We start from the raw sequence: 12,747 nt of genomic DNA on the forward strand, positions 1-12,747 counted from the left end.
TTGGGAACGAACGTCGCGCGTCACGCCGCCGCCTTGAGCGCGGGGCCCACCGTCGCCAGCGTCTCGGGGCCTTCGAGCAGGCGGGCGCCGGCGGCGCGGGCCTCGTCGAGGGTGCAGGCGTCGATCCGGGCGACGATCGTCGCCGGCTCGATCGGCGCGCCGTGGACCAGCGTCTGGAAGCCTAGCCGGTCGGCGCGGCCCTGGACCGATTCGAGCGCCATCAGGATGGTCGCGCGGATCTGCGCCTTGGCGCGGTCGAGCTCGACCGGGGTGAGGGTCGCCGCCACGTCGCGCAGCAGCGCGCGCGACAGGTCGGTCGCGTTCTGCGCCTCGCGCCGCGCGGTGGCGAGATAGACGGTCAGCATGCCGGTGTCGCGCCAGGCGGCGACCGAGGTGCCGACCGAATAGGCGAGGCCGCGTTCCTCGCGGATCGACTGGAACAGCCGCGACGAGCTGCCTTCGCCCGCCGCCTGGCTGAACAGCAGCAGCGGATAATAGGACGGGTCGAAATAGCTGACGCCTTCGTAGCCGAACAGGATGTGCGCCGATTCCAGCCGGCGGCGCTCGACGAAGGTGCCGCCGCGATAGGCGGCCAGCTCGGCGACCGGGCGGGGGGCCGGCTCCATGTCGCCGAAGCGCGCCTCGGCCAGCGCGACCAGCCGGTCGACGTCGATCTTGCCCGCCGCCGCCAGCACCATGTTCTCGGGCCGGTAATGCTTGCGCGTCCAGGCGTGGAGATCGTCGACCGCGATCGCGGCGATCGTCTCCTCGCCGCCCAGCACCGGTCGGCCGAACGCCTGTCCCGGCCAGGCGGTCGAATGGAAATGATCGTTGATGATGTCGTCGGGCAGGTCGCGCGCCTCGCCCAGTTCCTGCAGCACCACGTCCTTCTCGCGGGCGAGGTCGCCGGCATCGAAATGCGGCTTGCGGATCAGGTCGCCGATCAGCTCGATGCCGAGGTCGAGATGCTCGGCGAGCAGCCGCGCCTGGAACGCGGTCTGGTCGCGCGAGGTATAGGCGTTGAGATAGCCGCCGACATTCTCGACCGCCTCGGAAATTTCCCGCGCGCTGCGCCCGCCCGCGCCCTTGAACACCATATGCTCGAACAGGTGGGCGAGGCCGTTGGCCCGCGCCTCCTCGTGCCGGGCGCCGCAGTCGACGTGCAGGCCGATCGCGATCGTCTCGACCCCCGCCATCGGATCGGCGGCGATGGTGAAGCCGTTGGCCAGCCGGTGGAGATGCGGGCCGGTCATGGGCGTCAGGCCGCCGTCGCGGCCTGTTCGGCGACGAAGCCCTCGATCGCGCCGATCTCTGCGGGAAGGACGGCGTAGCGCTCCTGCCGCTCGAACAGCTCGCCGATCGGGCGGGCAGGGGTCGGGCAGGTGCCGGTGGCGCGTTCGACCGCGTCGCCGACACTTGGCGGGGTGCGCAGTGGCGAGGGTGACGATCGGGATCGACGGATCGAGGTCGCTGTCCTGCGCGGCGGCGAGGCCGATCGCGCTGTGCGGGTCGATCGTCTCGACCGCGCGGTCATGCGCCCAGCGCATCGCGATCTGCATCCGGTCGGCGTCGATCCGGGCGCTCGAGAACAGCCCGGCCGCCTCGGCCCGCATCGTCGCGGGGATGTCGAGCCGCTTGCTCGCCTCGAACCCCTTCATCGTCGCCGCCGTCGCGGCGCCGTCGCGGCCGTGCAGGTCGAACAGCAGCCGCTCGAAATTGGAGCTGACCTGGATGTCCATCGACGGCGCCGCGGTCGGCGTCACCGTGCCGACCGAATAGTCGCCGGCCGACAGCGCGCGGTGGAGGATGTCGTTGACGTTGGTGGCGACGATCAGCCGCGCGACCGGCAGGCCCATCCTGGCCGCGACATAGCCCGCGAACACGTCGCCGAAATTGCCGGTCGGGACCGAGAAGGCGACCGGGCGGTCGGGCGCGCCGAGGCGGACGGCGGCGTAGAAATAATAGACCACCTGCGCCATCAGCCGGGCCCAGTTGATCGAATTGACCGCCGACAGGTTGAAGCGCCCGGCGAAGTCGGCGTCGGCGAACATCGCCTTCACCAGCGCCTGGGCGTCGTCGAAGCTGCCCTCGATCGCGATGTTGTGGACGTTGGGGGCCAGCACGGTCGTCATCTGCCGGCGCTGCACCTCGGACACGCGGCCCTTGGGGTGGAGCATGAAGATGTCGACCTTGGCGCGGCCGGCCAGCGCGTCGATCGCGGCCGAGCCGGTGTCGCCGCTGGTCGCGCCGATCACGGTCAGGTGGGTGTCGCGCTTCGCCAGGAAGCGCTCGAACAGCAGGCCGAGCAGCTGGAGCGCGACGTCCTTGAAGGCGAGGGTGGGTCCGTGGAACAGCTCCATCAGCCACTGCCGATGGTCGAGCTGCTTGAGCGGCACCACCGCGGCATGGGCGAAGCGGCCATAGGCGGCCTCGCACAGCTCCTTCAGCTCGGCATCGTCGAGCGCGCCGGCGACGAACGACTTCATCACCGCGACGGCGGTGTCGACATAGGACAGGCCGCGCAGCGCCGCGATCTCGGCGGTCGAGAAGACCGGCCATTGTTCGGGCACATAGAGGCCGCCGTCCGCCGCGAGTCCCGCGAGCGTGACGTCTTCGAATCCGAGGCGCGGGGCCGAGCCCCTGGTGCTGACATACTGCATGACCGGCGGCCCTTAGCGGGCGAGGCCCGACGCGGCAAGAAAATCAGCCTCCGAAATGCGCGCCGCCCCCGCCCGACCGGCGTCAGGAAGGAAGCGGCAGCCCGGCGACGGCGGGACTCGGCGCGACGGCCCGGGGCCGTTCGCGTTCGTGCCGGGGCAGCGCGTCGATCGTGTCGAACCAGCCGATCCGGCTCTCGCGCCAGATATGGAAGGCGGGCGGCAGCCAGGTCGGATCGTCGAGAGTCGCCATGGTGACGTCGATCAGCCTGGGCGCGCGATCGACCCGCATGGCGAGCGAGCTGCCGCAGTCGCGGCAGAACCAGCGCTCGCCGATCTCCGACGATCGGTAGCGGACCGGATCGCCCGCCTCGACATGGAAATCGACCAGCGGCACCGAGGCGAAGGCCATCACCGGCGCGCCGCCGAAGCGCTGGCACATGCGGCAATGGCAATAGCCGGGATCGAACGGCGCGCTCGCCAGCCGATAGCGGATTCGTCCGCACAGGCAGCCGCCCGTCCGCGAAGCGTCGCCGGCCGTCATCGGCCGCCGCCGTGATGATCGGGATGAGCCTTGTCCATCATTCCTCTCTCATGGGACCGGAAGCGAACGAGCTTTCCCCGCGCAAGGCTCCGCCGGCTGATGCGAGCGGTTGGAATTTCCCGATGGGCGCCGATAAGAAGGGAGCATGAGCAACCGGCCCGAAGGATGCGCGATGACGCCCGCCGATCTCACCCGACGCTTCGAGGCGGCGTGGAACGCGCACGACATGGTCGCGTTCGGCCGGCTGTTCCACGCCGACGCGACCTTCGTGAACCGCTTCGGCACCTATTGGCGCGGCGTCGAGCAGATCGTCGCCGGCCATGCGGGCATCCACGCGTCGGTCTACAGCGATTCGACCCTGGAGATCGACGCGCCCGACGTCGATCCGATCTCGGACGACGCGGCGATCCTGCATTTCTGGTCGCGCCTCAACGCCGGCGCCGCCCATCCGGCGGGGCCGCACCCTGTCGACACGCTGATCATGGTGGTGGCCACCCGCCGCGCCGGCGAATGGCGGTTCCAGGCGCTGGAGAATGTGACCTTGGTCGATCCGCGCACCGGTGAGCTGGTGCTGCGCCGCTGAGGCGGTCCTATCGCAGCGGGACCAGCCCGGCGTCGGTCGGCGTGAAGCCGCAGGCCTCGAAATAGAAGGGGCGCAGGTGCGGGTCGAAGTCGACGTGCAGCCATTCGCAGCCGGTCCGCTTCGCCTGGGCGACCGCTTCGTCGATCAGCATCTTTGCCAGTCCGCGCCGCCGGAACGCCGTCGATACCATGGTGTCGAGGATGAAGGCATGGACGCCGCCGTCCCACGCGACGTTGACGAAGCCGATCAGCGCGCCCGCGTGGCGCAGGGAGGCCCAGCCGAGGCTGAAGCGGTTGACCTGCGACCACCAGTCGTCGTCGAACGGGCGGTGGTCGAAGCATTCGGCGTGAAGCGCGTTGACCTCGTCATTGGTGAACGCGCCGCGCCATTCGATGTGGTTCGGGGATGGCTCCATGGGCGCGGTTAGACCGGTCTCGCGGATTCGCGTCAATGGCCGCGCCGGGCGCCCCGCCGCCGGTCCGCGACGAAGCGTTTGACGAGCATCGGCCCACATCACTATATGCGCTCTCCGACAGGCGGCCGGGAGGGCCGCCTTTTTGCGTTTCGGAGTTCGATCACCGATTTGGAAGGAAAGGGAGTTTTTGCCATGACCATCACCCCGCTCATGCCGGTTTATCCGCGGTGCGGCGTGCGTCCGGTACGAGGCGAAGGCTGCTACCTGATCGGCGAGCGCGGCGAGCGCTATCTGGACTTCGCCAGCGGCATCGCGGTCAACATCCTCGGCCATGGTCATCCCGATCTGGTCAAGGCGATCGCCGACCAGGCGGCGACGCTGATGCACACCTCGAATCTCTACGGCAGCCCGCAGGGCGAGGCTTTCGCCCAGAAGCTGGTCGACAAGACCTTCGCCGACACGGTGTTCTTCACCAATTCGGGCGCCGAGGCGGTCGAGTGCGCGATCAAGACCGCGCGCCGCTACCATTATGTCAACGGCAGCCCGGAGCGGACCAAGATCATCAGCTTCTCGAACGCCTTCCACGGGCGGACGCTGGGCACGATCTCGGCCACCAGCCAGCCTAAGATGCGCGACGGCTTCGAGCCGCTGCTGCCGGGTTTCCAGGTGGTGCCGTTCAACGATCTCGAAGCGGCGCGGGCGGCGGTCGACGCCACCACCGCCGGCTTCCTGGTCGAGCCGGTGCAGGGCGAGGGCGGCATGACCCCGTCGAAGCCCGAATTCCTCAAGGGCCTGCGCCAGATCTGCGACGAGCAGGGGCTGCTGCTGATCCTCGACGAGGTGCAGTGCGGCTATTGCCGGACCGGCACCTTCTTCGCGCATGAGCAGTACGGCATCACGCCGGACATCATGGCGGTGGCCAAGGGCATCGCCGGCGGCTTCCCGCTGGGCGCCTGCCTCGCCACCGAGGAAGCAGCCAAGGGCATGGTGTTCGGCACCCATGGCTCGACCTATGGCGGCAATCCGCTCGCCATGGCGGCGGGCGAGGCGGTGTTCAAGGTCGCGGTCAACGACGAGTTCCTCGCCAATGTTCGCGCGACCGGCGATCGACTGCGCCAGGCGATCGAGCAGCTCATCCCCAACCATGACGGCGTGTTCGACAGCGTCCGCGGCCTCGGCCTGATGATCGGCATCAAGCTGAAGGACGCGGTCGAGGCGCGCGCCTTCGTCGCGCATCTGCGCGACCATCACGGGCTGCTGACGGTGGCGGCGGGCGAGAATGTCGTCCGCATCCTGCCGCCGCTGGTGATCGAGGAAAGCCACATCGCCGAGTGCATCGAGAAGCTCTCGGCCGGCGCGCGGACCTACGAGCCCTCGGCGTGACGCGGAGCTTCCTGGACCTCGCCGATGCCGGCGCCGCCGGCGTCCGGCTGATGCTCGACGAAGCGGTGTCTCGGAAGAAGGCGCGGGCGGGCCTGCCCAAGGGCGCCCCCGACCGCGACGCGCCGCTCGCCGGCCACACGCTGGCGATGATCTTCGAGAAGAATTCGACGCGGACGCGCGTGTCGTTCGACATGGCGATGCGCCAGCTCGGCGGCACGACGATCGTGATGGATGCGGGCAGCATGCAGCTCGGCCGCGGCGAGACGATCGCCGACACCGCGCGCGTGCTCAGCCGCTATGTCGACGCGATCATGATCCGCACCGACGACCATCGGAAGGCGGTCGACCTCGCCCGATATGCCGACGTGCCGGTGATCAACGGGCTGACCGACCGGTCGCATCCCTGCCAGATCATGGCCGACCTACAGACGATCCTCGAGCATAAGGGGCGCGTCGAGGGGCTCGGCTGGGCGTGGCTCGGCGACGGCAACAACGTCCTCCACTCGATCGTCGAGGCGGGCAGCCTGCTCGGCTTCCCGGTGCGGATCGGCTGCCCGGAGGGATATGATCCCGACGCCGAAGTGCTGGCGGAGGCGCGCGCGCGCGGCGGCGATATCCTGCTGTCGCGCGATCCGGCCGAGGTGGTGCGCGGCGCCGACGTCGTCGTCACCGACACCTGGATCTCGATGGGACAGGCGCATGCCGAGGAGAAGCTGGCGGCGATGATGCCGTTCCAGGTCGACGAGGCGCGGATGGCGCAGGCGGCGCCCGACGCCGCCTTCCTCCACTGCCTGCCCGCGCATCGCGGCGAGGAGGTGGTCGACGCGGTGATCGACGGGCCGCGCTCGCTGATCTGGGACGAGGCGGAGAACCGCCTTCACGCCCAGAAGGCGGTGCTGCTCTGGTGCCTGGGCAGGCTCGGCTGAATCCGGACGGGCGGACGGGCGGACGGGCGGACTTGAAATAGCCGTCCGTCATGCTGACCTTGTTTCGGCATCCGCGAACCAGTCCGGATGACGATGGGACAATCACGTGGCTTCCGAAATACATATCCTCGACACCGCCGTCGGCTTCGCCATTCCCGAACGTCATGCCCGCGGCCGGATCGTCCGGCTGGGGCCGGCGCTCGACGCCGTGCTCGGCGCGCATGGCTATCCGCCGGTGGTCGAGAAGCTGCTGGCCGAGGCGATCGTCCTCGCCGCGCTGCTCGGCTCCACCCTCAAGCATGAGGAGGGCCAGCTCACCCTGCAGGCGCAGGCCGAGGGCGGCGCGATCGAGCTGATGGTCGCCGATTACCGCAACGGCGAGGTGCGCGGCTATATCCGCCACGATCCCGAGCGGCTGGCCGAGATTCCGGCGGACCCCTCGCTGTTCGCGCTGTTCGGGCGCGGCTATCTGGCGATCACCTTCGACCAGGCCGTCACCGGCGAGCGCTATCAGGGCATCGTGCCGCTCGAGGGCGGTTCGCTCGCCGAGGCGGCCGAGGCCTATTTCGGCCAGTCGGAACAATTGCCGAGCCTCGTCCGCCTCGCCAGCCGCCGGCTGCCCGACGGCCGCCACGTCGCGGGCGGGCTGCTCGTCCAGCACCTGCCCGAGGGCGAGGAAGGCCGCGATCGCATCCATGCCCGGCTCGACCATCCCGAATGGGAGCATGTCCAGGCACTGGCGCAGACGGTGACGGCCGACGAACTGGCCGATCCCGACCTGCCGATCGAGACGATCCTGTGGCGGCTGTTCAACGAGGACGAGGTCCGCACCTATCCCGGCGTCGCGCTCGCGCGCGGATGCCGCTGCGACCCCGCGCACATCCGCACGGTCATCGGCCGCTTCGCCCCCGACGAGCGCGCCGAGATGGCCGACGAGGGGGGCGAGATTCATGTCGATTGCGAATTCTGCGCCAGGCGCTTTTCCCTGGCGCTCGATTCGATCTGAGCGGATTTGCAACGGATCGGCGGGGGTCTCCGTATTCCTGCCACAAGAACACAGTATTCTTCAGGAATCGGTTTCGCCGGTCTTGATGTATCGACGGTTGGTCGAAGGGCGATGGTCTGGCGACGGCGATCGGGGGATCGGGGGCGCCTGACAGGGCGTGAGGGCAGATGATGGCTTGGGCGTGGCGGTGTGGCGTGATGGTGCTGATGGCGGGCGCGACGATGCCGGCGGCGATGGCCGATCCGGCGTCGCCGCCCGGCGGTTCGGCCGCGCCGCTGTCGCTGACCGCGCTCCAGCAGCTCGAAACCGGCCTGTGGCAGCTCGACGTCAAGGGCCGCGCCCCTCGCCAGGTCTGCGTCGCCGATCCGGTAGCCCTGGTGCAGGTCGAGCATGACCAGCCCGGCTGCTCGCGCTTCGTGATCGCCAACGGCCCGAAGAGCTCGACCGTCCATTATAGCTGCCAGCGGACTGGCTGGGGACGGACGACGGTACGGGTGGAAACGCCGCGGACCGCCGTGATCCAGACCCAGGGCATCTCCCGCAACGCGCCGTTCGACTATATCGTCGAGGCCCGCCGGATCGGCGCCTGCGGCGGCCAGACCGCGGCCCGCCAGCGCTGACCGGACGGCGAGCGATTCGCCGAAAGTCGAATCCCCCAGGCCGGCATGCATGCCGGCTGGTTATGCGTTGTTTTGGGAAGAGGCCGAAGTAAGAGCTTCAGGCTGCTCTATCCGGCAGAGGGTTTGGCGATCGTGCCGATCACCCCGACACGCTTTCCGATGATAGTGAACGGCAATTTCTCGCGTTCTACATAATCCTGGAACCATGAATTATCGACGATGTCATCCATCACGATAAGGCCACCGGCCCGAAGATGCGGACGAATGAGAGAAATTGCTGTAGCCCGGCCGCTATAGGATTTGTCGCTGTCGTAATGGAAGATGTCGATCTCGGGGGCCGCTTCGAGAATCTTTGGAAGGGCTTTGGCATCTCCATCAAGATGGAGATTCCATTTCTGCTTTAGTTCGGCATCCACGACGCAGCCGATGTATTTTTCAGGATCACTGACCCGAAAATACGGGAAGTCGGAACTGTGCAACTCGCCCTGGCCGTTTTTGTGTAGTGCTGACAATATTGCCTGGGATGTCCAGCCTGCAGCTACACCGGTCTCAACCACCACGCGGGGCTGATACAGTCGGACAAGCCAGTATAGAAAGCGGTAATCTCCCCCACCTCCGATCTTGAACGGAAGCTTGTCGACGATGGCCGTGCCGCGCGCATTCATCGTGGCCGCAAACGCCCCCGCCTCTTCCCATAGCTCCGGTGCGATGGTGAGAGCGATGGCAGCTGCATCCTGCGAATTGCGCTCGATCCACCCGATAGACGAGTCGGTTGCTTCATTTTTTGCGCCGTCAGCGACACGAGCAGTGACCTTGCCGGCCAGCACTCCGAATCTGGCAGGATTGCGAAACAGGAATTTCGTGATGTTTAGCCAGTTCGTCGGTTGCAAGTCACTATACTCCACTTGTGTCGCACTCTTGTATCCTCCGATTTTCGGCTTTCAAATGCAATTCTCCATCGGCTTCTTTGTCCCTCGATGGAGACCGAGTGCTGTTGCCTCGGTATCATTCTGAGATGGCGCATATACGCCAGTGGCCTTGAACGATCTAAGGCTATAGATTCTGTCTATGATTCTTTTGCGTCGCCTCGTTACGCTTATCGTATTCGTCGGCCTGATATATGCCGCTCCCTATGTTGCCCACGCTCTCTACCAGCGTGGTCTCTGGGGAGGCGTTGCCATCTCTGCCCTCGTAGGGATGATCCTGCTCGCCGGCTTGGTGGGCGCCTACGGCCCCCGCGGACAAGATGGGTGACGCCCAGTGCCTTTGCGCTTGCTTGCTGCTTCGGCGATGTTCAAGTGCCAACAAGGCATGAACGGGAAAAGCACTTCGGAAAATCGAAAAACCGTTGTGAGTAACGGGCTCTGGTTAATGCTTTGTTTAACCCTGCCGAGGTAGATGAGTCGCGTGCCTTCCCCTTTTGGGCACACTTTCCTCCCTTAGCAGGCTGCATAGCCTCACTGGGCCGCTCTCGGGCGGCCCTCTTTTTTATCGTTCCGTCGCCTTCAGCTCGACCACCGAGGCGTCGCCGTTCAGGAAGGGCGGGTCGGGGATCGCGGCGCGCGATTCGTTGAGCAGCATGGACCAGCGGGCCGACAGGTTGCGGAAATAGGGATCGTCCTCCTCGATCCGGCGCCGGATCACGGGGGTCTTGGGATCGGCGCGCATCACCATCAGGTCGAACGGCAGGCCGACCGACAGGTCGGATCGGATCGTCGAATCGAACGACAGCAGGCCGACCTTCACCGCCTCGTCGAGGGTGCTGTCATAGTTCATCGCGCGGTCGAGGATCGGCTTGCCGTACTGGCAGGCTCCGATCTGGAAGAACGGGCTGTCGCGCTGGCACTCGATGAAGTTGCCGGCATCGTAGATCAGGAACAGCTTGAGCGGCCCGCCGCCGATCCGCCCGCCGAGCAGCAGCGATATGCCCGACGACACGCCCGCCGCGTAAAGCGCGGGCTTGAGCTGGGCGCCGGCGGCCATCACCGCCTCGCCGACGAGCTGCGCGGCCTGGAACATGCTCGGCATGTCCTCGATCCGACGGGGCCCCTCGTCGGGATTGGTCGCGGGCAGGCCCTCGGCCAGCATGCCGAGGACGAGCTGGGTCACCGACAGGTTGCCCGCGCTTGCAGCGACGACGAGCCGGCCCTCGCTCTCGGCCAGGATGTGGAGCTTCCGATAGGTGGAGATATTGTCGATCCCCGCATTGGTGCGGGTATCGGCGATCATGATCAGCCCCTCACGGAGCATTATCCCGACGCAATAGGTCATGGCGTTCCCCTCGGCCCTCCCCGACCGGCGACGATCATAAAGGATCGGCGGCGAATTCCACGCTTGTTTTTCGGGGCGCTCGGGCCGGCTTTCGCGTGCGGCGAAAATGGCCAAGACCTTGATCGTTTCAGGTTGAGTCTGAAACGTGAATCAAGGACTCGACATATGATGAGAGCCTGATTCACGTCAGCGGTGGAAGCGTTTGCGCTTCCACCGCTGACGATCAGGCTCTATGCGCAGGGACATGTCTGACATTGCGAACAGGGAAGGCCGCCGCGCGATCGTGCTGCTGTCGGGCGGCCTCGATTCGATGGTTTCCGGCGGCATCGCGCGCGAGCAGGGATTCGCGCTCGCCGCGCTGACGATCGACTACAACCAACGCCACCGGGTCGAGCTGGAGGCCGCGAAGCGGGTCGCGGCGGCGCTCGGCGTCGACCGGCACGTCACCCTGCCGCTCAATCTGCGCGCCTTCGGCGGCTCGTCGCTGACCGACGACATCGACGTGCCGAAGGACGGCGTGATGCCGGGCATCCCGTCGACCTACGTCCCCGCGCGCAACACCATCTTCCTGTCGCTGGCGCTGGGCTTCGCCGAGGCGACCGGTGCGCGCGACATCTTCCTCGGCGTCAACGCGCTCGACTATTCGGGCTATCCCGATTGCCGGCCGGAGTTCATCGCCGCCTTCCAGCATCTCGCCGATCTCGCGACGAAGATGGGCGTGGAGGGGCAGGGCTTCACCATCCATGCGCCGCTCCAGCACATGACTAAGGCCGACATCGCGCAGGAGGCGGCGCGGCTCGGCCTCGACGCGGGGATGAGCTGGTCCTGCTACGATCCGACGCCGGACGGCAAGCATTGCGGCCTGTGCGACAGCTGCCGGCTGCGCTCCAAGGGCTTCGCCGATGCCGGGCTGGCCGATCCGACGGTCTACGCCTGATGGCCGGCTATGCCGTGAAGGAGATGTTCCTGACCCTGCAGGGGGAAGGGGTGCAGGTCGGCCGGCGCGCGGTCTTCCTGCGCTTTGCGGGGTGCAATCTCTGGAGCGGGCGGGAAGAGGACCGCGCCGATGCGCAGTGCCGCTTCTGCGACACCGATTTCGTCGGCCTCGATGGCGACAATGGCGGGCGCTACCCCCATGCCGACGCGCTGGCCGACAAGGCGATCGCGCTATGGGGCGACCTGGCCGGCGCCTTCATCGTCATGACGGGGGGCGAGCCGCTGCTCCAGGTCGACGATGCGCTGGTCGCCGCGCTCAAGGCGCGCGGCTTCGAGACCGCGGTCGAGACCAACGGCACCCAGCCGGCGCCGGCCGGAATCGACTGGATCTGCGTCAGCCCCAAGGCGGGCACCGACATCGTCCTGCGCCGGGGCAACGAGCTCAAGCTGGTCTGGCCGCAGCCGGGGATCGACCCGGCCGCGCTGGAGGGCTGGGATTTCGAGCATTTCCTGCTCCAGCCGATGGACGGTGCCCAGCTCGACGAAGCGCGCGCGGCGGCGATCGCCTATGTGATGGACCATCCCCGCTGGCGGCTGTCGACCCAGACCCACAAGGTGGTGGGGATTCGCTGACATGATCATCCCGGCTTTCGCCGGGATGACGGTTCCGTCCGATGATCTCAGCCCGCGCGTCCGTTGGGGGCGCTGGCCTGCTGCACCGGCGGCGGGGCGCAGGCGGCCTTGAACTGGTCCTTCTTGGTCCAGCAGGCCTTGTCCATCGAGACGGGCTGGATCGGCACGTAGAGCTGGCGGCGAGCGTGGATCATGTCGCCGGCCGGGATCAGGCTGTTGCGGAATTCGCGCATCCGGTCGATCGCGAGCTGGGTCAGCTTGCCGCGGCCGAGCTTGCGGGCCTCGCGGCCGATCGCGCTCGCCGTCTCGCAGAAGCCGAGCTGCGCGTGCATGGTCGAGAAGCTGTTGTAGGTCCTGGTGGTATAGCCGTCGAACGTCTTCTGCCACGTCTTGCCGCCGGTCCGTTTGAAGTAGCCGCCGAGCGTCTTGTAGGCGTCGTTGAGCTCGGCCGCGTTCTTCGACAGCAGGTCGTTGTAATTGGGCACCGTCAGCAGGATCGGCGAGAACTGGCATTGCAGCGCCGCGACGTTGAGCCCGGCGCGCATGTTCCACAGCATATGCGCCTTGAGCTCCGCCGGCGTCGCCTTGGGCATCGGCTGGCCGAGGCCGGCCTCGTCACCCGTGACCGGGCCGCCCGTGAAATTGGGCTGCACCCAGAAAAGATAGGCGGAAGCGGGGGCGGCCTGGCCCACCGCCAGCATCGCCGCCATTCCCGAAACCAACCATCGAACCATGCTTTCTCTCCCGAACCTCAGAGAACCGCCCGCCCGACA

General features: G+C 67.2%; 13 protein-coding genes and 1 pseudogene. 7 read left to right on the forward strand and 7 right to left on the reverse strand.

From position 1 onward, the window contains the following. Nucleotides 1-20: 20 nt before the first annotated feature. The 3 genes and pseudogenes from HRJ34_RS26140 to HRJ34_RS26150 form a co-directional block, all read right to left on the reverse strand. A complete protein-coding gene (locus HRJ34_RS26140; RefSeq protein ID WP_011952256.1) occupies nucleotides 21-1,253 on the reverse strand; it encodes a M16 family metallopeptidase in 1,233 nt (410 codons plus the stop codon). A gap of 5 nt (nucleotides 1,254-1,258) precedes the next feature. Continuing rightward, nucleotides 1,259-2,660, reverse strand: a pseudogene (thrC, locus tag HRJ34_RS26145) (threonine synthase). Nucleotides 2,661-2,742: 82 nt separating this feature from the next. Beyond that, complete coding sequence (locus HRJ34_RS26150) at nucleotides 2,743-3,201, reverse strand: GFA family protein (RefSeq protein ID WP_208632903.1); 459 nt, start codon at nucleotides 3,199-3,201, stop codon at nucleotides 2,743-2,745. Between the two features lie 172 nt (nucleotides 3,202-3,373). Here HRJ34_RS26150 and HRJ34_RS26155 point away from each other — a divergent pair, with 172 nt between their 5' ends. Further along, nucleotides 3,374-3,784, forward strand: a complete 411-nt coding sequence (locus tag HRJ34_RS26155) for an SgcJ/EcaC family oxidoreductase (protein WP_226948960.1) — start codon at nucleotides 3,374-3,376, stop codon at nucleotides 3,782-3,784. A 7-nt stretch (nucleotides 3,785-3,791) separates the two neighbouring features. On the opposite strand, the gene HRJ34_RS26160 is transcribed toward HRJ34_RS26155, so the two are convergent. After that, nucleotides 3,792-4,199, reverse strand: coding sequence for a GNAT family N-acetyltransferase (locus HRJ34_RS26160; RefSeq protein ID WP_226948961.1), 408 nt, complete (start codon nucleotides 4,197-4,199; stop codon nucleotides 3,792-3,794). Between the two features lie 192 nt (nucleotides 4,200-4,391). Between HRJ34_RS26160 and HRJ34_RS26165 the strand changes: the two genes are divergently transcribed. From HRJ34_RS26165 to HRJ34_RS26180, 4 genes are all read left to right on the forward strand, one after another. Continuing rightward, nucleotides 4,392-5,582 carry an aspartate aminotransferase family protein gene (locus HRJ34_RS26165; RefSeq protein ID WP_011952251.1) on the forward strand — a complete coding sequence of 397 codons (1,191 nt, stop codon included), beginning with the start codon at nucleotides 4,392-4,394 and terminating at the stop codon, nucleotides 5,580-5,582. Beyond that, entirely contained in the window at nucleotides 5,579-6,508 is a 930-nt protein-coding gene (gene argF, locus HRJ34_RS26170) for an ornithine carbamoyltransferase (RefSeq protein ID WP_030091245.1), read from the forward strand. The genes HRJ34_RS26165 and argF overlap by 4 nt, the downstream gene beginning before the upstream one ends. A gap of 106 nt (nucleotides 6,509-6,614) precedes the next feature. After that, entirely contained in the window at nucleotides 6,615-7,514 is a 900-nt protein-coding gene (gene hslO / locus HRJ34_RS26175; RefSeq protein WP_208632906.1) for an Hsp33 family molecular chaperone HslO, read from the forward strand. A gap of 167 nt (nucleotides 7,515-7,681) precedes the next feature. Beyond that, complete coding sequence (locus HRJ34_RS26180; protein ID WP_226948962.1) at nucleotides 7,682-8,134, forward strand: hypothetical protein; 453 nt, start codon at nucleotides 7,682-7,684, stop codon at nucleotides 8,132-8,134. Between the two features lie 107 nt (nucleotides 8,135-8,241). On the opposite strand, the gene HRJ34_RS26185 is transcribed toward HRJ34_RS26180, so the two are convergent. Both HRJ34_RS26185 and HRJ34_RS26190 read right to left on the reverse strand, forming a co-directional pair. Beyond that, a complete protein-coding gene (locus HRJ34_RS26185; protein WP_208632907.1) occupies nucleotides 8,242-9,024 on the reverse strand; it encodes an O-methyltransferase in 783 nt (260 codons plus the stop codon). A 598-nt stretch (nucleotides 9,025-9,622) separates the two neighbouring features. Beyond that, nucleotides 9,623-10,405 carry a peptidase gene (locus HRJ34_RS26190; protein ID WP_011952247.1) on the reverse strand — a complete coding sequence of 261 codons (783 nt, stop codon included), beginning with the start codon at nucleotides 10,403-10,405 and terminating at the stop codon, nucleotides 9,623-9,625. 244 nt (nucleotides 10,406-10,649) lie between these two features. Between HRJ34_RS26190 and queC the strand changes: the two genes are divergently transcribed. Both queC and queE read left to right on the forward strand, forming a co-directional pair. Then, nucleotides 10,650-11,342, forward strand: a complete 693-nt coding sequence (gene queC / locus HRJ34_RS26195) for a 7-cyano-7-deazaguanine synthase QueC (protein ID WP_030091243.1) — start codon at nucleotides 10,650-10,652, stop codon at nucleotides 11,340-11,342. Then, nucleotides 11,342-11,974, forward strand: coding sequence for a 7-carboxy-7-deazaguanine synthase (gene queE / locus HRJ34_RS26200; RefSeq protein ID WP_011952245.1), 633 nt, complete (start codon nucleotides 11,342-11,344; stop codon nucleotides 11,972-11,974). The genes queC and queE overlap by 1 nt, the downstream gene beginning before the upstream one ends. A gap of 47 nt (nucleotides 11,975-12,021) precedes the next feature. Here queE and HRJ34_RS26205 read toward each other — a convergent pair whose 3' ends face one another. Then, on the reverse strand, nucleotides 12,022-12,708 hold the full coding sequence (locus tag HRJ34_RS26205; RefSeq protein WP_011952244.1) for a hypothetical protein: 687 nt from the start codon (nucleotides 12,706-12,708) through the stop codon (nucleotides 12,022-12,024). Nucleotides 12,709-12,747: the final 39 nt, after the last annotated feature.

Source organism: Rhizorhabdus wittichii, from assembly GCF_017607425.1.
GTDB classification, from domain to species: domain Bacteria; phylum Pseudomonadota; class Alphaproteobacteria; order Sphingomonadales; family Sphingomonadaceae; genus Rhizorhabdus; species Rhizorhabdus wittichii.

Coding starts and splice junctions, on each gene's coding strand:
- HRJ34_RS26180 (WP_226948962.1), top strand. CDS start 7,682: ATGATGGCTTGGGCGTGGCGGTGTGGCGTGATGGTGCTGATGGCGGGC.
- HRJ34_RS26190 (WP_011952247.1), bottom strand. CDS start 10,405: ATGACCTATTGCGTCGGGATAATGCTCCGTGAGGGGCTGATCATGATC.
- HRJ34_RS26160 (WP_226948961.1), bottom strand. CDS start 4,199: ATGGAGCCATCCCCGAACCACATCGAATGGCGCGGCGCGTTCACCAAT.
- HRJ34_RS26150 (WP_208632903.1), bottom strand. CDS start 3,201: ATGACGGCCGGCGACGCTTCGCGGACGGGCGGCTGCCTGTGCGGACGA.
- queE (WP_011952245.1), top strand. CDS start 11,342: ATGGCCGGCTATGCCGTGAAGGAGATGTTCCTGACCCTGCAGGGGGAA.
- HRJ34_RS26155 (WP_226948960.1), top strand. CDS start 3,374: ATGACGCCCGCCGATCTCACCCGACGCTTCGAGGCGGCGTGGAACGCG.
- HRJ34_RS26140 (WP_011952256.1), bottom strand. CDS start 1,253: ATGACCGGCCCGCATCTCCACCGGCTGGCCAACGGCTTCACCATCGCC.
- HRJ34_RS26165 (WP_011952251.1), top strand. CDS start 4,392: ATGACCATCACCCCGCTCATGCCGGTTTATCCGCGGTGCGGCGTGCGT.
- queC (WP_030091243.1), top strand. CDS start 10,650: ATGTCTGACATTGCGAACAGGGAAGGCCGCCGCGCGATCGTGCTGCTG.
- HRJ34_RS26205 (WP_011952244.1), bottom strand. CDS start 12,708: ATGGTTCGATGGTTGGTTTCGGGAATGGCGGCGATGCTGGCGGTGGGC.